The sequence below is a fragment of the Natronobiforma cellulositropha genome, assembly GCF_025629245.1.
GTDB lineage: Archaea > Halobacteriota > Halobacteria > Halobacteriales > Natrialbaceae > Natronobiforma > Natronobiforma cellulositropha.
The window spans coordinates 52,519-71,831 of the sequence record NZ_JANZXN010000003.1 but is presented as its reverse complement, the minus strand read 5'-3'; the positions used below and the strand labels follow the sequence as shown (position 1 = coordinate 71,831).

22 protein-coding genes are annotated in these 19,313 nt (G+C 66.2%); 12 read left to right on the top strand and 10 right to left on the bottom strand.

What is annotated here, in order from left to right; translation table 11 throughout:
* Window positions 1-91 precede the first annotated feature (91 nt).
* Together N0B15_RS00395 and N0B15_RS00390 are read left to right on the top strand one after the other, a co-directional pair.
* On the top strand, window positions 92-724 hold the full coding sequence (locus N0B15_RS00395; RefSeq protein WP_263004982.1) for a hypothetical protein: 633 nt from the start codon (window positions 92-94) through the stop codon (window positions 722-724).
* A gap of 8 nt (window positions 725-732) precedes the next feature.
* Window positions 733-3,498, top strand: a complete 2,766-nt coding sequence (locus N0B15_RS00390; RefSeq protein WP_263004981.1) for a PKD domain-containing protein — start codon at window positions 733-735, stop codon at window positions 3,496-3,498.
* 10 nt (window positions 3,499-3,508) lie between these two features.
* Here the strand turns inward: N0B15_RS00390 and N0B15_RS00385 are convergent, their stop codons facing one another.
* Window positions 3,509-4,444, bottom strand: a complete 936-nt coding sequence (locus tag N0B15_RS00385; protein WP_263004980.1) for a beta-keto acid cleavage family enzyme — start codon at window positions 4,442-4,444, stop codon at window positions 3,509-3,511.
* A gap of 121 nt (window positions 4,445-4,565) precedes the next feature.
* Between N0B15_RS00385 and N0B15_RS00380 the strand changes: the two genes are divergently transcribed.
* On the top strand, window positions 4,566-4,724 hold the full coding sequence (locus N0B15_RS00380; RefSeq protein ID WP_263004979.1) for an HVO_A0556 family zinc finger protein: 159 nt from the start codon (window positions 4,566-4,568) through the stop codon (window positions 4,722-4,724).
* A gap of 32 nt (window positions 4,725-4,756) precedes the next feature.
* Here the strand turns inward: N0B15_RS00380 and N0B15_RS00375 are convergent, their stop codons facing one another.
* From N0B15_RS00375 to N0B15_RS00360, 4 genes are all read right to left on the bottom strand, one after another.
* Window positions 4,757-4,900, bottom strand: a complete 144-nt coding sequence (locus tag N0B15_RS00375; RefSeq protein ID WP_263004978.1) for a hypothetical protein — start codon at window positions 4,898-4,900, stop codon at window positions 4,757-4,759.
* 112 nt (window positions 4,901-5,012) lie between these two features.
* Window positions 5,013-5,201 (bottom strand): DUF8028 family protein, encoded by a 189-nt coding sequence (locus tag N0B15_RS00370; RefSeq protein ID WP_263004977.1) that lies wholly within the window; start codon window positions 5,199-5,201, stop codon window positions 5,013-5,015.
* A 2-nt stretch (window positions 5,202-5,203) separates the two neighbouring features.
* A complete protein-coding gene (locus N0B15_RS00365; RefSeq protein ID WP_263004976.1) occupies window positions 5,204-5,407 on the bottom strand; it encodes a DUF7511 domain-containing protein in 204 nt (67 codons plus the stop codon).
* A gap of 123 nt (window positions 5,408-5,530) precedes the next feature.
* A complete protein-coding gene (locus N0B15_RS00360) occupies window positions 5,531-6,682 on the bottom strand; it encodes a S1C family serine protease (protein ID WP_263004975.1) in 1,152 nt (383 codons plus the stop codon).
* A gap of 123 nt (window positions 6,683-6,805) precedes the next feature.
* Here N0B15_RS00360 and N0B15_RS00355 point away from each other — a divergent pair, with 123 nt between their 5' ends.
* Window positions 6,806-8,161, top strand: coding sequence for a tRNA pseudouridine(54/55) synthase Pus10 (locus tag N0B15_RS00355; protein WP_263004974.1), 1,356 nt, complete (start codon window positions 6,806-6,808; stop codon window positions 8,159-8,161).
* Between the two features lie 195 nt (window positions 8,162-8,356).
* On the opposite strand, the gene N0B15_RS00350 is transcribed toward N0B15_RS00355, so the two are convergent.
* Entirely contained in the window at window positions 8,357-8,518 is a 162-nt protein-coding gene (locus tag N0B15_RS00350; protein WP_263004973.1) for a hypothetical protein, read from the bottom strand.
* A gap of 411 nt (window positions 8,519-8,929) precedes the next feature.
* Here N0B15_RS00350 and N0B15_RS00345 point away from each other — a divergent pair, with 411 nt between their 5' ends.
* The 7 genes from N0B15_RS00345 to rnhB all read left to right on the top strand — a co-directional run bounded on the left by N0B15_RS00345 (window position 8,930) and on the right by rnhB (window position 15,160).
* On the top strand, window positions 8,930-10,189 hold the full coding sequence (locus N0B15_RS00345) for an eCIS core domain-containing protein (RefSeq protein ID WP_263004972.1): 1,260 nt from the start codon (window positions 8,930-8,932) through the stop codon (window positions 10,187-10,189).
* The gene (locus tag N0B15_RS00340) at window positions 10,189-11,115 is read left to right on the top strand and encodes a DUF7958 family protein (RefSeq protein ID WP_464502951.1); all 927 of its coding nucleotides are present in this window, start codon (window positions 10,189-10,191) and stop codon (window positions 11,113-11,115) included. Before N0B15_RS00345 ends, N0B15_RS00340 begins: the two co-directional genes overlap by 1 nt.
* 33 nt (window positions 11,116-11,148) lie before the next feature.
* Window positions 11,149-11,718 (top strand): hypothetical protein, encoded by a 570-nt coding sequence (locus N0B15_RS00335; RefSeq protein WP_263004970.1) that lies wholly within the window; start codon window positions 11,149-11,151, stop codon window positions 11,716-11,718.
* Between the two features lie 9 nt (window positions 11,719-11,727).
* Window positions 11,728-12,690 carry a DUF7958 family protein gene (locus N0B15_RS00330; RefSeq protein WP_263004969.1) on the top strand — a complete coding sequence of 321 codons (963 nt, stop codon included), beginning with the start codon at window positions 11,728-11,730 and terminating at the stop codon, window positions 12,688-12,690.
* A 341-nt stretch (window positions 12,691-13,031) separates the two neighbouring features.
* Complete coding sequence (locus N0B15_RS00325) at window positions 13,032-14,297, top strand: RNA-guided endonuclease InsQ/TnpB family protein (RefSeq protein ID WP_263004968.1); 1,266 nt, start codon at window positions 13,032-13,034, stop codon at window positions 14,295-14,297.
* Between the two features lie 28 nt (window positions 14,298-14,325).
* Window positions 14,326-14,463 carry a hypothetical protein gene (locus N0B15_RS00320; protein ID WP_263004967.1) on the top strand — a complete coding sequence of 46 codons (138 nt, stop codon included), beginning with the start codon at window positions 14,326-14,328 and terminating at the stop codon, window positions 14,461-14,463.
* 40 nt (window positions 14,464-14,503) lie between these two features.
* On the top strand, window positions 14,504-15,160 hold the full coding sequence (rnhB, locus tag N0B15_RS00315; protein ID WP_263004966.1) for a ribonuclease HII: 657 nt from the start codon (window positions 14,504-14,506) through the stop codon (window positions 15,158-15,160).
* A gap of 31 nt (window positions 15,161-15,191) precedes the next feature.
* Here rnhB and N0B15_RS00310 read toward each other — a convergent pair whose 3' ends face one another.
* Both N0B15_RS00310 and secF read right to left on the bottom strand, forming a co-directional pair.
* A complete protein-coding gene (locus N0B15_RS00310; RefSeq protein WP_263004965.1) occupies window positions 15,192-16,814 on the bottom strand; it encodes a preprotein translocase subunit SecD in 1,623 nt (540 codons plus the stop codon).
* Complete coding sequence (gene secF / locus N0B15_RS00305; protein ID WP_263004964.1) at window positions 16,814-17,695, bottom strand: protein translocase subunit SecF; 882 nt, start codon at window positions 17,693-17,695, stop codon at window positions 16,814-16,816. The genes N0B15_RS00310 and secF overlap by 1 nt, the downstream gene beginning before the upstream one ends.
* Before the next feature lie 101 nt (window positions 17,696-17,796).
* Between secF and N0B15_RS00300 the strand changes: the two genes are divergently transcribed.
* Window positions 17,797-18,162: a DUF7968 family protein gene (locus tag N0B15_RS00300; protein WP_263004963.1), complete on the top strand. Its 366-nt coding sequence runs from the start codon at window positions 17,797-17,799 to the stop codon at window positions 18,160-18,162.
* On the opposite strand, the gene N0B15_RS00295 is transcribed toward N0B15_RS00300, so the two are convergent.
* Both N0B15_RS00295 and N0B15_RS00290 read right to left on the bottom strand, forming a co-directional pair.
* On the bottom strand, window positions 18,159-18,638 hold the full coding sequence (locus N0B15_RS00295; protein WP_263004962.1) for a DUF5812 family protein: 480 nt from the start codon (window positions 18,636-18,638) through the stop codon (window positions 18,159-18,161). The genes N0B15_RS00300 and N0B15_RS00295 overlap by 4 nt on opposite strands.
* 70 nt (window positions 18,639-18,708) lie before the next feature.
* Complete coding sequence (locus N0B15_RS00290) at window positions 18,709-19,230, bottom strand: DUF8056 family protein (RefSeq protein ID WP_263004961.1); 522 nt, start codon at window positions 19,228-19,230, stop codon at window positions 18,709-18,711.
* Between the last annotated feature and the right edge of the window lie 83 nt (window positions 19,231-19,313).

The window sequence follows — 19,313 nt, the reverse complement described above, 5'->3', positions numbered from 1 at the left end:
CCGGATCAATCCTGATTCTGCAGGGATATTAAAAATAACTAAAGACATAACATTCTTAAACAAGTAGTGTATCTGAGTTATTAGAATACCGATGAAATGTACACGACGGCACCTCCTCTCGAGCGCCGCTCGCGGGACCACTGTCGCCGCGGCCGGCGTGACGGCCCTCGGCTCGGTGGGGACGGCGAGCGCCGATGACACGGCCGTTCGCCAGTCGCTCGAACTGCTCGCGGAACGCCAGGTCGATCACAGCCACGCGTGCTTACACGCGCTCTACGACGAACGCGAACCGCTCGACGCCGGAGGATCGGCGACGAGTGCCCCGACGGTCGGGGGTACGCACGTGATCTGGGAGGCGACCTACGAGGGTGAGACGGGCTACGTGACCTTCGACGCCAGCACACACTGGTGGGACGGCCCGTTCGTCTTCTACTCGGCGTACGGCTCGCTCGAGGCGGTCACCGGAACCGAACTCGAACGCGAGAGTGTCGCCGACTCGGAGTGTCGCGGTCTCGACGAGTACGTCCGCATCGACCCGGAGGACGACCTGGTCACGCTCGCGCTCAGCGTCGAGGTTCCGGTCGCGACGTACGCCGGTTCCGACGGCACTATCGACGTCGACGGACTCCAGACGGCGGTCGACGACTGGCGCGACGACGTCATCTCCACGGCTCACCTCCAGAACGTCGTCGCCGCCTGGGAGCGCGGCGAACAGGTCGCCTGATCAGTACCGTGACGCCACTCCAACCCGTGACCGATCCCTCCTCGGCCCGGCGGTTCCGTTCCACACGCTCGCTCGTCGTCCCCTCGCTCGTCGTGTTCGTGCTCGCGGCGCTCGCACTCACCGGCGTCGCTGCCGGCCTCCCCGTCGACACTGCTGGCGAGCACCGCCTCGACGCCTCCCCGTCTCACTCGCCCGCTCTCGTCCACCCCGAGGCGGCCGACGCGAACGAGACGACCACTGACCCCGAGACGAACGAGACGGCCACTGACCCCGAGACGAACGAGACGACGGCTACCGCGAGCCGCGAACTCGACCGCTCGACGCTCGCCCCTGGCGAGTCGACGACCGTCACGCTCGAACTCGCGGTCGACAACTCGAGTGCGCCTGCGGTGTACGAATCGGTCGACGCCGGAGCCGTGACCATCGTCGACGACGGCGGCGCTGCCGCCTCGGGTGTCGACGCGGACGGTCTAGTGTTCGCCGTCTGGTCGGACACCGACACGATCACGCTCGTCTACGAGGTGACCGCCCCCGAGTCGGCGACCGGCGGCGACCGCCTCTCCTTCGAGGGGACCGTCGACGTTGCCGGGCAGTCGGTTCCCGTCACAGGCGCATCGGCGATCACCGTCGCCCCGGACATCGCCACCGTCGAGCGGACGCTCGAGTCGACGACGCTCGAACCGGGTGCGTCGACGACCGTCACGCTCGAGGTCGACGTCGACGGGGTGGACGACGTCGCCCTCTACGAGACGTTCGATCCAGCGTTCGCGGCGATCGAACACACCGACAGCGAGCCGACACCCACCGTCTCGGGCGTGAACGCCGACGGCTCGGGACTGGTGGCCGTCTGGGAGAACACCACGAGCGCGCTCCTCGAGTACGAGGTGACGGTCCCGGACGACGCCACCGACGGCGAGCGCATCACCCTCACCGGCGTCGTCGACGGCACCGCCGACAGCGCACCCGTCGGCACGAGCGAGATCACCGTCGAGACCGCCGACGAGAGTGGCGGAAGCGACGACGGTGGCAGTAGCGGCGGTGGTGACGGTGGCAGTAGCGGCGGTGGCGGAGACACACCGCCGACCGTCACGAGCACCGAGCGGAGTTTCGAGTCGGCGACGCTCGAGCCAGGGACCTCGACGACGGTCACCGTCGTCGCCGAGACGGACCGGACGGGCGATCTGACCGTCACGGAGACGTTCGATGCGGCCGTCACCGCCGACCTCCTCGAGACGACTCCCTCAGCCGAGACAGCCACCGCCGACGAAGACGGCGTCGAAGCCACCTGGGCGGACGCCGACCACGCGACACTCACCTACGAGGTGACGCTCCCGTCCGACTGGGACCCCGGCGACACGCTCACCATCGACGGCGAGGCGTCGACGGACGGCGACACCGTCGCCGTCGAGGGCGTAGACCGGCTCTTCGCCGACGCCACCGGCGACGACGGCCACGATGATCCGGGATCGATCACCGCGGCGACCCGCTCGCTCGAGCACACGACGGTTCCGCCCGGCGAGTCGACGACCGTCACGCTCGAGGTCGAGACGGACGAACCCGCGTCTCCGGCACTCTACGAGTCGGTCGACCCGGTCCTCACGGTGACCTCGCTCGACGCCGACGGCGCGCTGGTCTCCGGACACGGGTCCGACGGACTGGTGTTCGCCGTCTGGGCGGAGACCACGAGTGCGACGCTCAGCTACGAGGTGGAGCTTCCCGCGGACGCGGCCGACGGCGAGACGTTCGCGCTCGACGGCGATGTCGACGTCGCCTCGGGGTCGGCCGGGTTCGACGGGCCGACTACCCTGACCGCCGGCGAGCGCGCCGCGGCGGAGCCGGCCGACGAGAACGGGGGAACGGACGCGGCCGGTGACGCCGGTGAGGCGACGACACCGTCGGCGAGCGCCGGTGTCCCGTTCGAGACCGACGCGGACACCGGCGAGACCGTCGCGACGGTCACCGACACGCCGGTCGAGGAGGTTCGTCTCGAGGGGGCGGTCGACGGCTCGCTCACCGTCACCGCCTACGACGCGGTCCCCGACGGTCTCGCATCCGTTCCCGGCGCGCTCCTGACCGTCACCCGACTCGAGGTTCCCGACGACGTATCCAACAGTTCGGCGACGGTTCGTCTCGCGCTCGAGCCAGCGCGCCTCGACGAGGTCGGCGCCGACGCGGCCGATCTGGGCGTCTTCCGTCACGCCGACGACGGCTGGCAGGCGCTCGAACGCGAGCGCCTCGACGGCGGCGAGCGGGTCGCACTCCTCGTCGAGATGCCCGCGGCGTCGTCGCTCGCGGTCTCCGCCGTCGGCCACCCCGACGCGGTGCTCACGGCCGACGTCGACGTACTCGGCCCGGGCGAGGACCTCACGCTCACCGGGTCCGCATCGGCCGACCCCTTCGGCGATCTCGTCGCCTACGAGTGGTCGGTCGTCGGACCCGACGGCGACCGCCGCTCGCTCGCGGGCGAAACCGTGACGACGACGCTCGAGACGCCCGGCGAGTACACCGTCGACCTCACGGTTCGCAACGACGCCGGCGAGACGGACACTGCGACGGCCACGGTGACGGTCACTGACGCACCGATGCCCGACGGAGCCGACACCGGTGCGGACGACGCTCCCGGCTCGAGTGACGACGCCGACGACGCGGACCCGGCCGCCGGCGACGACGGCTCGCCCGGCTTCACCGCCGGCGCGGCGTTGCTGGCGCTGTTCGCCCTCTCGTTTCTCGTTCGCTCCGGTCAGGTCGGCTCGCGCAGCCCTCGCGGCCGGTGACACGGCCGCCTCAGATCGCCGTCGCGTCCGCCCCCTTCAGGTCGAAGAACGCGCGGACTTCGGCGGGTGTCGCCGGTTTGCGCCCCGTCTGCTCGCTCGCGATGCGGACGAGTTTCCCGACGAGGTCGGCGTTGCTCTCGGCGAGTCTCCCGGGACCGAGGTAGAGGTTGTCCTCGAGTCCGACGCGGGCGTGGCCGCCCATCGCGACCGCCTGGGCGGTGAGCGGGAACTCTGACCGTCCGGCCCCGACCACCGAGAAGCTGTAGGCGTCGCCGAAGAGGTCTTCGGCCACGTGGTAGAGGTGGACCAGATTCGCCGGATCGGCCCCAATGCCGCCGTGGATACCGAGGACGAACTGGATGTGGACCGGCTCTGCGAGCAGGCCGCGCTCGACCATCGCCTTCGCGTTGTAGAGGTGACCGACGTCGTAACACTCGAGTTCGGGCTTCGTCTCCGCCTCGGCGAAGGCCGGGAGGACCGTCTCGAGGTCGGCGAAGGTGTTGGTGAAGACGAAGTCTCGCGTGCGCTCGAGGTAGGGACGCTCCCAGTCGTACTCGAACGGCTCGTAGCGCTCGACCAGCGGGTAGAGACCGAAGTTGATCGAGCCCACGTTACAGGAGGCCATCTCGGGCTCGAGTTCGGGGACGACCCGGATGCGGCTCTCGATCGACTGGGTGAGCGCGCCGCCGGTGGTCGGCTGGATCACGACGTCACAGGCGTCGGCGACGCGTTCACAGACCGCGCGGAACAGCTCGAGGTCGCCGGTCGGTTCGCCAGTCTCGGGGTCGCGGACGTGAACGTGGACGATGCTCGCCCCGGCGTCTGCGGCGGCGATCGCCTCCTCGGCGATTTCCTCGGGCGTCACCGGCAGGTAGGGCGACATCGTCGGGGTGTGGATCGCTCCCGTGACCGCACACGAGACGATCACCTTCTCGAACGTGCGCATACGCCACGCTCGTGGCCCGCTCCCGTAAACGCATTCCTCGCGTCCGCCGACTCGCCCGCCCCTCCGGACGTTGCATACTCACGGTCAACGGTTTCTTGGTGGACTCACGTGGGGATGTGGTATGTCTCAACCGGACGTCTCACACCACCAGTTGCTCGTCACGCTCGAGGGGCGAGACTGCGACTTCTGTGAGGGCGGGACGCTCGAGCGACGCTCGTACAAGGGTAATCTGGCGGCCGTCTGTGGCTCCTGTCACACTCCTGCCGCACAGATCTGGTAACTCTCCCGTTACGTCGCGCGAAACCGTGTGACCTACCGGTCTCGGTCGGCTGCTTCGTCGATGTCCGCCCCGCAGACCATACAGAGATCGGGCTGCCAGGGGACGGTTCGCTTCACCGGCTGGACCGTCTCACACTGGGCGCAGAACTCGGTCTCGTCTTCGACTCGCTGCGACATACGAGGACGTTCTCAGATCTAGTACAAAGAAGTTCTTCCTCGCACGTTATTTATTTAACCGGATATTAACGCGCCGAAACCCGGCCACTCGCCCGCTCCCTGCGGTGACAGTTCACCGGGCTCGCGTCTCCGGATACTCGTGTCCAACGACGAGCGCAACGACACTGACGACGACGAAGCCGACGAACAACAACCCGCGTGTGGCGGTATCGATGCCGGTGACGAACACCGGTAGATACACGAACGGTAACAGGGTGGCGACCCAGAACCCGACCGTCGTCACGGTACTTCCGGCGCTCATGGTCACCGGCGGCTGTCGAGGTCGACGTACGACTCCTCTGTGGCGATCATCCAGGCGGTGCGCCGCTCGTCGTCACCCGCGTTCCGGGGAAAGACCACACACTCGTCCGGAAGCCGCTCGTTCTCGACGGTGACGTGCTCGAGTTCGAACCGTGGATGCGCTGGCTGGTCGTCGTCTGCCGGTCGGGTGGTCGGTGTCGGACTCATAATTGTTGTGGTGAGTGTATCCGTCGACTGATACTGACACCTTCTAACGTATTGTTAGCCACCGCTTACCGGTCTCAGCGACACGAACTGTGAGGTCGCAGGGTCACGCGGACGACTCACCGCTCACCCGAGCGGGAGCGTCGGCCCGCTCGGAGTGGGCCGCTCTGCGAGCGTCAACTCGACGGTCTCGAGGTCGCCTTCGCGGTAGACGTCGACCGGGACGGTGTCGCCGGGACTCGTCTCGAGGGCGAGCAACGTCGAGAGCGCGTGGCGGTCCGGCGTCGGGTCGCCGTCGATGCGTAGGATCACGTCGCCGCCGACCGGAATCGGATCGCCGTGGTGGCTGCGTTCGTCGGTCCGCCCGCGGAGGACGCCGTCCGACGGCCCGTCCGGTTCGACGCTCGCGACGATGACGCCGGTCGCCTCGGGCAAGTCGTTCGCCCGAGCGATGACCGGGTCGACCGTCTCGAGACCGACGCCCATGTAGGAGTGGTGGTACTCGCCGTCTTCGATCAGTGCGGGGACGACCCGCCGCGCCAGTGCGGCCGAGATGGCGAAGCCGATGTTGTCGCCGCCGCCGGCGTTGATGACGCCGACGACCTCGCCGTCCATGTCGACGAGCGGGCCGCCGCTGTTTCCGGGGTTGATCGCCGCGTCGGTCTGGACGACGTTCGGGAAGGTGAACCGACGCCCCGGCATGTCGAGCGAGCGGTCGACGCCGCTGACGATGCCCTGGGACATCGACCCCTCGAGTCCGAACGGGTTGCCGATGGCGAGCACTTCCTGGCCGACGGCGGGGCGGTACTCTGAGAGCGCCAGCGGTTCGGCTGTCTCGGGAACGGTGTCGACCTCGAGCACGGCGAGGTCGCTGTAGAAGTCGGTCCCGACGACCTCCGTGTGCGCCCAGTCGTCGGTGGGGTAACGCACGTCGATGTCCTCACCGCCGTAGACGACGTGTTCGTTCGTGACGACGTGGTTCTCGTCGTAGAGAAAGCCCGAGCCCTGCCCCTGACCCGTCTCCTCGGTGAACGGCTGTTCGATGCCGAAGACGCGGATGAACGTCACGGAGTCGACGACCGACTCGTAGACGTCGGTGTAGACGGAGCCCCGGTCGTCCGGGTCGACCGCACGCTCGTCTTCGCCGACCTCCTCGGGAAACGGTGCCCGCTGGGCGATGTTCGACGCCTGCGGGGCGAGACAGCCGGCGAGCGCGCCGAACAGCCCCGCACTGGTCGCTCCCAGCAGCCGTCGGCGACTCAGTCGGTGATCGTCCATACAGAACGTGATACCTCGAGCGTCTTGAACCCGTTCCCGACACGCCGCCGACGGTGTCCGGCGTGACTCGAGTCCGCGCGGCGAAGGGAAAGCGTGTTAGCGCCCGCCCACCCAGTGAGGGCAATGAGGCTCATCGAGGACGCCCGCGCGGTCGTCGAGGCGGGACCCGTCTGCGACTCCTGTCTGGGTCGCCCCTTCGCCGCCCGCAGTTTCGGGCTGACGAACGCCGAACGGGGCCGCGCGCTCCGGACGACGCTCGCACTCTGTGACGACGACCCGTTCGAACCCGTCGACCCCGCCGACTGCTGGGTCTGTGAGGGCTACGCCGCTACCGTCGATGCGCTCGCCGAAACCGTCGTCGCGGAACTCGAGGGCATCGACTTCGACACCTACCAGGTCGGCACCCGCGTCCCGCCGCTGTACGAGGAGAACGACGAACTCCTGCGCGAGGACGCCGGACTCGAGACCGACGCGGGCGACCCGCTCAACCGCGACCTCAACCGCGAGGTCGGCCGCCGCGTCGGCGCGGCCACCGGCGCGGACGTCTCGTTCGACCGCCCGGACGTCCTCGCCGTCCTCGACATCGGCGGCTTCGACCCGCTGGCGGTGCTCGCCGGCGAGAGTGAGATCACGAGCCACGTCGTCGACGTACAGGTCAACCCCGCGTTCGTCTACGGCCGCTACCGCAAACTCGAGCGCGACATCCCCCAGACCGAGTGGCCCTGCCGGGAGTGCGGTGGCAGTGGCGTCCAGCTCGGCGAAAGCGGCGAGGAACCCTGTGAACACTGCGGCGGCAGCGGCTACATGTACGACACCAGCGTCGAGCAGGTCGTCCGCCCGCACGTCGTCGCGGCGATGGACGGCGACGAGGGCACCTTCCACGGCGCGGGCCGCGAGGACGTCGACGCGCTCATGCTCGGTCCCGGCCGCCCGTTCGTCCTCGAGGTCAAGCGCCCGCGAGAGCGCAGCCCCGACGTCGAGGCGCTCGAGCGCCAGATCAACGAGGCGGCCGACGGTGCGGTCGAAGTCGAGGGGCTTCGGCTGGCGACCTACGAGATGGTCGAGCGCGTCAAGGGCCACGACGCCAGCAAACAGTACCGCGCCGTCGTCGCCTTCGACGACCCCGTCGACGAGGCGACCTTCGAGACCGCCCTCGAGACGCTCGACGGGGCGACCCTCGAGCAGTTCACCCCCCAGCGCGTCGACCACCGCCGGGCCAACCTGACCCGCACGCGCACGGTCTACGAGATCGACGGCGAACTCACCGGCGAGCGCGAGGCCACCGTCACCCTCCACGGCGAGGGCGGCCTCTACGTCAAAGAACTCGTCAGCGGCGACGACGGCCGCACCGACCCCAGCCTCGCGGGCCTCCTCGAGACCGGCGCCGTCGTCACCGCCCTCGACGTCCTCGGCGTCGAAGGTGAGGACGACCCGTTCGAACTCGAGCCCTACTTCCGGGACGGCCCGCGCGAGGCGTGAACGCTGACGCGGTGGGGTTTTCGTTCGAATGTGGAGTCGCTCGAGCGGACGGATGGTGTTTAGGTCGGCGAAAACTGGCTGATCACCCACCGCAGGGCGGGACTTTCAGGGTGTTTTCTATCGTGAGACTATGTCTGCCAGACAAACTACACACGGCCAGCAGACGGGACCAACTGCCCGAGACCGAAGATGGTGCTACCGCAACTCTCGAGCCTCCGCCTGCGTGAGCCAACACCCACAGGAGGCCTGGATGGTGTCGGGGCCGGTCGCGGTCACCCCAACGACGACGCTCTCACAGTGGGGACAGCGCGGCGGATTCCACCCCTCACCGCCCCAGCGGCCGAGGTCCTCGCTCATCGCCGTCCCCCTCGAGTGGCCGTGGGACGCGCTCGAGTGACGGCGTAGACACTCAGAGAACGGGCGTTTCGCGGGCTGTACAGTGCGTTTGCGAGCCTTTTAAGGTCGCGTGGTCGGTAGGTATCCATGGCTTCAGGACTCACTCCGAGTTGGAAGCCACGCCTCGGGTGGTGGTGCACCCGGGGCACTTTCTCGCGTGCCCCATCCGCTCGGCGGGCGTCGCTTCCGGACGTGAGTTTCACGGATAGACACATATAATTTCTGGAAATGGGTGTCGGTGATACTCTCCTTTCCGAAGAATCCAGGTCGGAACGGGGGTATCCAGCGGTGGTGTCTGAACACCAACACCTAATACAATCGACTCGTAACACAGCGTTAATTACCGATGTATGCACGACTGAGGTGGGACGTGTGAGTTTCGACCGGGACCGACGCGACCGGCCGAACGACGACAGCGAGCGGAACGAACGAACACGGCGCGCTCGAGTACAGCCACAGGGGGCGCGCCCACACCAGAACCTACCGGGGGTGACGCCGCCGTCACTCGAGCACGCCGCCGAACTCGACGACCTCGTCGGCCGCTACGGCTACCCGCAGGTCGCCGACTGGGCCGAGCGCGGCGAACTCAAACCCGGCTGTAACACGCCGACTGGTGAGGAAGTTCGCGTCGCTCGAGCGCGCAGCGCGAGCGCGGGTGTCGACCTCGACACCGAGAGCGCGATGCGGTCTGTGGAGGCGCAGGGCGAGAGCGATCTGGCAGGTGAGACCGCGACACCCGACGTGGTCCGGCGCGTGATCTCACAGCCGGGACGGCCGCTCGAGGGAGCTGTTCGTGACGAAATGGAACAGCGGATGGGCGACTCGTTTTCGGACGTACAGCTTCACACGGGGCCGGAGGCCGCGAAGGCGGCGAGCGCGCTCGAGGCGCGTGCGTTCACCACCGGTAACCACGTGGTGTTCAACCGCGGGGAGTACGACCCCGGGAGCGCGGAGGGGAAGTACCTGCTCGCGCACGAACTCGCGCACGTGAGACAGCAGACCGGGGGCCAGATCAGCATGCTCCCCCAGGAGGGGAGTTCGCTGGTCATCGATCCCGACCCCGAACTCGAGCGTGAAGCTGACGAGGTAGCGAGGAAGGCACTCGAGGGGGACCCGATCGTCGCCCACCGCTTGGGGATGGACGTTCACGTGCAGCGTCTGTCGATCGGTGATGACGGCCCGCAACAGTCCACGCTCGACGCCTTCGAAGACGGGGAGTTCGACGGGACGACAGCCGACGACAGTACCCTGGGGGCACTGCTCGAGCGCCTCGACCCTCGAGAAGCGCTCAGAGATAGTGGTCGTGACATGGTCGAGGACCAAGCGGAGAGTGATACGGTCGTCGGGGCAGCGGCAAATCTGCTGGCACTCGTCGGTGTGAGCGGTCCGATCTGGGCGACCACGGGCCAGACGGAAGTCGCTGCTGGCGCACACGTCGGGGCGGCGGCGGTCATCAAGCGCGTCGGAGCCGAACCAATCCGCTCGCTCAGTAGTGCTAGCGCGGGTCAAGTGTACGACCTGCTGGTCGACGTTGGATACAAACAGCTCGCTGAGGCGTGGGCTGGAGCTGTTCAGAGGGTCCACGGTGACGAAACTGATCAAACCGAGGATGTGGAGGAACGATACGAATAATGATTGCGAAGATTATCGGTGAAGACGACGAGAGTGTTGGAGTAGAGGTCGTTGATAATAACAGCGTAAAACATATATTTGCTGTTGGGTTTGATGGCGAGATCTTGCAACATGGTCAAGATGTGTATCCAAGCAAAGCAAATGACCGGTCTGCTGAAGAACACGAACTGATGGCTGAGGCCCGCCTCTTCGCAAAGTACACCGTCTATCGCGAGCGTGGCTATCAGACGCTTCCAGCGAACAGAAATCCCGACCGAATTGCGGCGACCCTCCTCGCTCTGGCGCAACTTTCAGACGAGGAGTTCGAGAAGTTCTTCGGCACGTACTACCGCCAGCACGCACACCACTACCAGCCCGAGATCGAGCCACCGATCGAACCTCCGGCCGACATTGACGCCGGTGAGTTCCTTCGCTACGAACTCGACATCTACCTCGGTCTCGAGCAGGAGGTCGACGAAGCGATTCGCGAACTCGTGGCGGCTGGTATGAACGACGCGGTCAGCAAGACGCTCGAGGCGATCACCGAACCCGTCGACGTGGCGTTCGCCCCTGGCCGCGAACTAGGTCTCGAGATCGATGCTGTCTCCGACCTTCGCGTCGCCTACCAGACCGGACCCGGCGACGAACAGGTTCTCGAGGTCGACCCACCACTCGAGCGCGAGCCGGATACCACGCTCCAGCTTGTGGCGTTGCCCTCCGGCTCGCTCGAGGTGTTCCGTCGGCTGCTGGTCCACCACCTCGGCTGTCAGATTCGCGACTGCTACCTCGAGATGGGTGTCGAGCCACCCGAAGCCTTCCGTCTCCTCGGCCACGGCTTCTACGACTCCGCCCAGCGCTACCGTCTCCTCGAGCGCTACGAACCCTACTTCGACTTCGAGGCGGACATTCCCGGCTACCGAACGGTCGACATCGGCCAACCGCGATAACCCGTGGCGAGCAGCGAACACTCGAGAACCCAGTTGGGTGCGATACATCCAGGTCCGGTACTCGAGCGCGAGGCCGACGAGGTAGCGAGGAAGGCGCTCGAGGGAGAGGACCCGCTCGTCGCCCACCGGCTTGGGATGGACGTTCACGTGCAGCGTATCCACGGCAGTAGTGTTGACATGGAGCGCTGGCGTGCGATCACCCTTGGAAACCCCGACGTTGGCTCGCCACCGTCTCGAGAGGAGTCGGTCGCAGACCGCGTCAGCATCCCGGAGGAGTTGAGTACGGTGACGAGTGCAGTCGAGCAACTGTACGCCGAGATGGAGGTCGTGAAAGCCGAGCTTCGAGAGCAAAAATCGTTCGTGAGTACCGTCGCCGAAGAGACCGTCAAAGGTGCGGGAACCGGCGCACTCGGTGCGTCACCGGCCGGGCCGAAGGGGGCGCTCGTCGGCGGTATTCTCGGCGGTGTCGGTGGGTTCGCCAAAGGGATGTACGACTACGTGACTGGCAACCACGCCCCCGAACTCGAGGCAAACGACCGCTTCCTCGTGGACGAGGAAGACGAAGAACACCGTGGCAGTTACTCGGCCGATGACTACCAGTGAGATCCATTCATGAACGCAACAATTGACGGTGAGCGGACAACCGCTGCTGGTGACACCCGTATCGGTATTCGCGTGATCGACAACGCCGGTGGCGAGCACGGAATCGAAATGGACAGAGAGGGTACTATTCACGTCCACCAGTGCGAGGCCTACGCGGACGACCCGGCAGAGCGAACACCCGAGGAGAACGAACACAACAACCAGGCTCGACGCTACGCGAGGTACGTCGTTCACACAGAACGCGGCTACGACACACTCGAGCCCTACGAGAACCCGAACCATCTCGCGGCGGTAACGCTGGCGGTGCACGCGATGAGCGACGAGGAAATCGAGACGCACTTCGGCGACTTCAGACGCCAACTGGTGAGCCCGCACGACTCGAGCGTCGAGCCGGTGGTTGACCCGCCCGTCGACTCCGAGACGCACCAGCTCACCTACCGCGTCAACGTCTATCTCGAGGAGGACGTTGCAGACATTTCGGTGGCGTTTCTCGAGCGTCTGGAGGTGGTTCTGGCGGACAAAGCCCGAGAGATGGGGCGACAGACGCTGCTCGAGCGTCTTCGCGCGCCTGGCTCGGAGGTGCTGGTCGACGCCCCTCGCGAGTACGACTTCGACGTGGCGACGATTGCGGCAGTCTCTGACATCCACGTGCTGTATTCGGGCGTAACGACCGATGGCGAAGAGACCATCCCCGGTGCGGATCCGTTCGAACGACCGCCGGATGCGCGGCTGGAACTCTGGCCGCTCGGTGTCGAGCGCTTCGAAGACATGCGAAATATGCTGGTGATCCACCTGCTGTGTCAGCTTCGCGACTGCTACCTCTGTATGGGGATCGAGCCACCGGCAGACTTCCGCTTGCTCGGGCCGGGTCTCTGGCGATGTACGAAGAAGTACGTGCAGAACTACGACCTCTACGAACGCTACCACGTGATGAACGAGGAGATCGACGGCTACGAGGCGACGGTGCGATAACTCCGCGGATGATGACACGAGCACTCGAGTCAGCGAAACGACCATTAGTTACCGTCTCGTATCGCAGCACACCCCATGGAACTGACACGAAGTAAGCGCAAGCCCACGACTTCAGTCGTGGGTCTGAGCGATAGGCCGAAGAACCGCCGTCTATTGCCGGTCCGGGGTCTCCAAATCTTCGGCAGCGTGGATCAACATCCCGCGCCAGGTAAGGCCGCGTTTGTCTTTCACGTCCGATAACCACTCATACTGTTCATCGTCAACTTTGATGTGTAGCGTTCGTCCCATGCCTACCTACAGAACACATGCACTTATGTATGTTCGTGTTGTAGGAGGTATTGATGAGGCGGACCAACACGTTCGTCGTTCGGTCCCGATCCGAACAGGACCGGGAGCTACTGCACGAACTGTTGGACGCTTCTGCCAGCCTCTGGAACGAACTCACCTACGAACGGCGCCAACAGTACTTCGACGGCGAAAGCGTCTGGGACACCACCGACTACCGCACACAGTACGTCGGCGTTCTCGGAAGTGCAACCGCCCAGCAGCTCATCCGCAAGAGCAAGAGCGCGTGGAAGTCGTTCTTCTCGCTCGAAGAGAAAGGCGAACGCTGTTCCCCGCCCGGCTACTGGGGCAACGAGGAGGACGGTCGGACACTCCGCACGTACATCCGCAACGACCAGTACACGCTGGAACTCGGATACCGCTCCCGCCTCGAAATCCCGGTCGGCAAGGAACTCAAAGAGAAGTACGGTCTTGGGCACCAAGAACGCCTCCGTCTCGAAGTGGCGGGCGTTCCGAAGTGGGACGGCAAACAGGGTCGGTTAGAACTGTACTACGACGAAGCTTCGGACCAATTCAGGGCCTTTCAGCCTGTCACGGTAGACAATTCTCGACAGGATTCACCACTGGCGGACGAAACCGCCGCCCTCGACATTGGTGCGAACAACATCGTCGCCTGTACGACCACGACCGGCGAGAAGTACCTGTACGAAGGCCGCGGCCTGTTCGAACGCTTCCGCGAAACCACGCGAGAAATCGCCCGGCTTCAGGCGAAGCTTCGGGACGGCCGATACAGCAGCAAACAGATACGCTCACTGTACCGACGACGGACGCGCCGACGCGACCACGCTATGGACGCGCTTGCTCGGGATCTCGTGGGACGCCTGTACGAAGAAGGTGTGGCAACCGTCTACGTGGGCGACTTAACCGACGTTCTCGAAACCTCATGGTCGGTGCGAGCGAACGCAAAAACGCACAACTTCTGGGCGTTCCGCGCGTTCATCGACCGTCTCGCGTGTACCGCCGAAGAGTTCGGCATCACGGTCGAAGTGCGCTCGGAAGCGTGGACGAGTCAAGAGTGCCCCCAGTGCGGTTCGACGGACCGAACCACACGACACCAAGACTCGCTCACCTGTGCATGCGGCTTCGACGGCCACGCGGATCTCGTAGCATCCGAGACGTTCCTGAGACGGCACAAATCGGTAGACAGGCCAATGGCATGGCCCGTGCGGTTCAAGTGGGACGACCACAACTGGTCGGAGATACCACACTCTCACGAGAGTCCCAACGAACAGCGCACAGACCAGAGTACCCTATACGCGTAGGGGAATGTCGCTTGCGTGGTGGTTCGGCATGAGCCGAGACCCCCAACGCGAGGAATCCCACGGCTTTAGCCGTGTGGAGGATGTCAAGCGCGACGAACAGGAACAGTCGCTAGCGCAGGTTCAGCGCCAGGCGGAGGCACTCGAGTCCCGCCACGACGAGCGGTGAGCGTCGGAACGGCTTTGGTATCGCCGCGAGCACTCCGGTCATGAAACGCTTCGGGGTCGACGAGGCTGGCCGGGGACCGGTGTTCGGATCGATGTTCGCCGCGGCGGTCTTCGTCGAGGACCGCTCGCGGCTGCCCGACGGCGTCGGCGATTCGAAGCGGCTCTCTCCGGCGCGCCGGGAGGACCTCGCGGCCCGCCTCCGCGAGACAGCGGGTGTCTCGGTCGGTCTCGCGGAGGTGACGCCCGCGACCATCGACGATCCCGAAACGGACATGAACACGCTGACCGTCGAGGCACACGCGAGCGCGATCGGGGACGCACTCGAGTCGGTCGCCGAAGCGGGCGTCTCCGGACTCTGTGACGCCTGTGACACCGACGCCGGGCGCTTCGCCCGGCGTGTCGAGGCGGCCTGTGAGCCGCCAGTGTCGGTGACGGCGCGTCACGGTGCCGACGACGAGAGTCCGCTGGTGGGGGCGGCGAGCATCGTCGCGAAGGTCGAACGCGACGCGCACGTCGCGGCCATCGCCGAGCGCTACGGCGAGGTCGGCAGCGGCTATCCGAGCGATCCGACGACGCGGGCGTTTCTCGAGTCGTACGTCGCCGACCACCGGGAGCTCCCGCCGTTCGCGCGGGCGTCGTGGTCGACCTGTGCGGACGCGCTGGCGCGCGTCGAACAGACGGGGTTGGGCGAGTTCTGAGCGCTGGGACGGTGTAGAAACCGCCCTCGGTTCAGCGGTCGGTCAGCAGCCGTCGCAGGATGTCACCGTAGGCCGGCCGGGTGACGAGGACGCCGATCAGCACGCCGAGGATGGTGATGATGGCGAACCCACGGAGGTCGCCGAGGTTGAGGAGTGCCAGCGGCGACATGGCGACGATGGTCGTCCCGGCGGCCGCGCCGATGACCCAGAACGCCTTCCGGAACCGGGATTCGAAGACGCGTCTCGAGTTGACGTCGCCTTCCGACATCACCTCGTCGGCGATGATGATGAGGTCGTCCACCCCGGTCCCGACGACGGCGACGAACGCGGCGACTTCGGGGAGACCGATGGGGTAGCGGATCAGGGCGGCGAAGCCGAGGAGGATGACGACCTCCGAGAGCGCGGTGACGATCATCGGGAGGGCGACCCGGTGGTCGCGGTAGCGCAGGTAGACCATGCCGCTGACGGCGAGGATGGAGACGATGCCGATGAGCAGCGAGTAGTTCTTGAACTGCTCGGCGAGTGCGGGCTGGATCTGGAGCACCTGGTCGTTCTCGAAGTCGAGCGGGGCGGCCAGCGCGCCCGCGTTGAGGTTGATCGAGAGCGCCTGGGCGTCCTGCTGGCTCGGTGCGCCCATGATGAACGTCGGGTTGTTCGCCCACTGTCCGGTTCGCATCCCTTCTGCGAGGTCGCCCATCGAGTGTGCGTCGACGACCTGCCCGTCGAGGACGGTGAGCAGACAGTAGTTCTGGCCCTCGAACTCCGGTTCGCCGTAGCGACACTGGCCGACGCCCTCGCGGGTGAAGCCGAGTTCGTTCATCCGCTCCTGATAGCGCTCTGCGGGCTCGCCGGTGCGAATCGCGACCGGGACGTGGTGGCCGTTCTCGTCGTTGTAGTCGGCCGGGTCGACCTGGGCGAAGTCCTCGCGGGTGAGGACCGTCTCGTTCGCTTGACCGCCTTCGCCGTCGGGGTGGTGTGCCCAGACCTCGACGATGCCCCGTTCGGAGAGTATCGCTCGAAGCTGTTCCGGCGTCCTGTCGGGGACTTCGGTCACGATGTAGAACTCGCCGCCGACCTCCTGCTGGGAGACGCGTCCGCCGGAGAGACCCGCGGCGTTGATCATCGTGTCGATGGTGTCGATTATCTCGTCTCGAGTCGCCTGTGTGACGCCGTTGCGGACCTCGCTCTCGTCGACGTCGACGCCGAGTTCCTGTAAGGCTGTGGCGAACTCTGCGGCGGTGACCTGGCGGGTGAACACCTCGACGTCGGAGAGACCGCTGCCTTGGTCGTAGCGGACGGAGGCGTTCGTCGCGTCGATGCCGAGCTCGTCGGCGAGCTCGGCGCTGAAGGCGTCGGCCTGGTCGGCTTCGATGTCGATTTCGACCTCGTCGACGGTCATGCCGACGACGGGCGCGCTGATCCGGGTGCCGCCGTCGAGGCTGAGACCGTAGACGATGTTGGTCCAGCCCTGGCTCCGTTCGACGGTCTCGACGTCGTCGTCGACGAGCGGGCTGTCGATCGCTTCCTCGTCGGCGCCGAGGCTGTCGTCGGGGAGGACGCCGCCGGGGATGAACAGCGCGACGAGGGCGGCGGTCACGAAGACGGTGAGCAACAGCACCCGCCAGTTGGCGCGGACGAACGTGCGCGCACCCATCAGCGGTTCACCCCCTCGAACTTGTACCAGCGAAGCAGGCTGAAGTTCAGCAGGTAGGTGTTCATCAGGTCCGCCGCCAGGCCGACGAAGAGGATCAGCCCGATCGAGGCGAGCAACTCGACGCCGAAGAGCGTCGCCGTGATCGCCATCACGAGCATCGCGGCCATCGACGTCACCGTCATCGTCACCCCGGTCCGTATCGCGCGGTTCGCGCTCTCGTAGAAGCCGCCGCTCCGTCTCAGAATCGAGTTGTTGAGCAGGATGTCGGAGTCGACCGAGTAGCCGATGATCATCAACAGCGCGGCGACGGTCCCGAGCGTGAGCGGAATCCCCGCGAGGTTCATGAACGCCAGCGGGATCATCAGATCGGAGAACGCGGAGACGACGATGGCGACCGAGGGGACGAACGTCCGAAAGAGGATGAACGCCAGGATGCTCATGCCGACGAACGCCGCGACGAGCGCGAGTATCGCCGTCTGCTGTGCCTGCGCACCGAAACTCGCCGACGTCGAGGAGACCGACTGGACGACGCCGTCGCTCCCCTCGAGCGGCTCGAGGTTCGCTTCAGCCTGGTCGGTCAGTGCCGTCTCGTCGGTCGAGGTGAACTGGACGATGTAGCTGTTCTGTTCGGCCTGCACTGCCTGGATCGACTCCGGCTGCTCCTCGAACGCGCCCGGAATCTCCGCCTCGTCGCTGGCGGTGTCGATCCGCAGTTCACTGCCGCCGACGAACTCGATGCCGGCGGCGACCGGCATGCCGGTGAACAGGTACCAGCCGCCGAGAATCGCGAGCGCCAGCGCGAGCATCGCGAGCGGCACCGCCGCGAGCTGGCGGTTTGAGTACCGGGTGTAATCGATCTCCGGTACGTCGAAAGCCCTCATATGTGCGCCACCTTGTATGCGAGCTAAGTAAGCCTTCTCAATCCCTGACGCGCTGACGCGTTGCCCGCTACGGCTTTGTGACTCGAGACGCTAGCCCCCCTATGGTCGATACTGATGGGACCGAAACCACTGGGTCGGAGCGCTCGAGTGGCGACGACCGGGCGACCCGTGTCGTGGTCTCCTATCCCGAGGACCTCTCCTCGTGGGGGCAGTTCCAGCTCGAGAAGTCTTCCTACCGGGCGTTTCTCACCAAGGTGTACGACGAAGCCCACGAGGGCGACCGCTGGGAGGAGTTCGTCGACGTGGGCTGCTGTGGCTCGAGTCTCGACGTCACCCTCCGGGTCGAGCGCGTCGAGGGTGGCCCGCGTCTCGACGAGGAGACCGACCTCGAGTACGTCGCGCGCGGACCCGACGGCGTCGAGGGCAGCTGGCGCGTCCAGAGCGAAGGCGGTCCCTCGCGCGCCTAGTCGGGCAGGTAGCGGACGCTCACCACGCCGTGGTCGTCTGCGAGTGCCCGTCTGACCTCGACGCGGACGGCGTCGAGCCGTGCCGCGCGGGCGACCGTCTCGAGGTCCTCGAGGACGTCACTCGCGACGGTTTCGACCGCCGTCTTCGGCACCGCGAGGACGTGAACCTCGCCGCGGCCGGCGCGCTCGACCCTGTCGATCTCGCCTACGTCTATCTCACTCGCCAGTGCTCGCGAGCGCTGGGTCGGCGCGAGGTCGCTGTCGATCAGTTCGACGCGCCGGCGCTCCTCGACGTCGACGACCTGCCAGGCGACCTCGAGCGGCGGTTCGGGTGCCAGTGTCGCCGCGAGGACGTCGCGGGTCTCGAGACCGGGGTTCGACGAGAGGGTGTGCACCTGAGCGGTCTCGACGTCGCGGACGACCGCCGACTCGGTCTCGGCGTGGGTGACGACGAACGTCCCGGTGTGTTCGCTCATAGCCGATCCTTCGCTGGCGGTGGCTTTCGTGTTTTCGACTCCGTGGTCCGCCGTCCGCGAGCGCGTCCCCTCAGCGCGAGCGACGGTGGACGAGGTACATCAGGGCCGCCGTCGCGACCGGGGGGACGAACCCGGCCGTCGCCGGGAGGGCGTACAGCAACTCGAGCAGTGGGCCGAGTACACCGTCGGTCGACGCCTGCTGGTCCGGCGGCGTCGAGATGACGAGTCCGACGAAGAGACTCGCGATGAACAACAGACCCGTCAGCGCGAGCTGTCGGTCGTAGCCGGCGTCGTCGCCGACCTTCCGACGGTGGCGTCTCGCGACGAACAGGACCGGTGCGACGATGGGGAGGACGACGAGCAGGCCGACGAGGACGAAAAACGAGCGCAACAGCGAGAGCGATCCTTCCGGCGCGGCGAGCGTGTCGGCGACGAGGACGATGAGCGCAAACGCAAAGAGGATCCCGACCAGGAGCCCCAGCAGGGCGCTCACGAGGACGTAGAGTCTGAACACCAGGGAGTCGCTCTGAACGAAGGCGTAGCGAAACGCCCCCGGGAGGCCCTTGTAGGTCCGCTCGGTCTCCGCAGTCATCGGCCGACCGTTGGGAGCGGGCGCGAATAAGCCATCCGATGCACAGCGAGGTGACGGCTCGCTCACCGTGACGGAACGCCTTT